Source organism: Sphingomonas sp. LH128, from assembly GCF_000293195.2.
GTDB lineage: Bacteria > Pseudomonadota > Alphaproteobacteria > Sphingomonadales > Sphingomonadaceae > Novosphingobium > Novosphingobium resinovorum_A.
This window is the reverse complement of record NZ_ALVC01000507.1, coordinates 1-780: the sequence shown is the minus strand read 5'-3', so window position 1 is coordinate 780 and position 780 is coordinate 1. Positions and strand designations below refer to the sequence as shown.

The window sequence follows — 780 nt, the reverse complement described above, 5'->3', positions numbered from 1 at the left end:
GGTGGCAAGCGGACGGTGTTGGACTTAATCTGAACCAATGGCGCGTCCGGGGAGGTATGGGTTGAGGCGAGACCGAAGGCTTCTGGTAGCACTGATCTTATTTGGCATTGCCCTTGGTGCTGGACTTGTCCAAGCATGGATCATCCGACTGTACATTACTGCGGCGGTAATGGGTGGGGAGTATTGGGATCACTTTATAAGTGTTTTCGGCGGCACGTCCCCAGCGAGGGGACCAAACACCTTTTGCTTTGACTACTGCGCGCCTGACTTACCAATCATAGCGGGCTGCGTGGCGCTCTCTGCATTTTTGGGAGGAGCGTTTTTTGTAACGCTGTCGTGGTGGAAGCCAAAACCGTAAGTTTTTTGCTGCCTCACGCAATGACCGGCTTGAGCGTTCGCAGGCGGACCAGAATGAAAGGCAGAAATGCGGATAGCGACTAAATCGTTATCCGTTGCGATGGATTTTCCGCAGGCGAACCGTCAGCATAAATGGCCAAATCGTGATCGTCGCCCACACGGCAAGAAAGACAGGGACGAACAGCAGGAGTGCCAGCCCGGTGCCGAATTCTTGCTCTATCCCAGTCCAATCGTGAAACGTGAGCCATATGCCAAACCAAAGCGGACCGAGGGCGATGCATCCGATTAGCGCCGTCCGGTACTTTCTGGCGGGCAAGAACCCTACAAGCACCGCTAGACCGAAGACGGTCGCAATGAACATGTATGGAGGGCTTTCGAACATTCCACGATGGTATCGTGGCGATCGAATGTCCGCAACGGGGC

Annotated in this window: 1 protein-coding gene; it reads right to left on the bottom strand. The window is 54.6% G+C overall.

Features of this window, described 5'->3' with window-relative positions:
* Window positions 1-445: 445 nt before the first annotated feature.
* A partial coding sequence (locus tag LH128_RS29385; RefSeq protein WP_327195320.1) for a hypothetical protein occupies window positions 446-780 on the bottom strand: 335 nt, incomplete at its 5' end.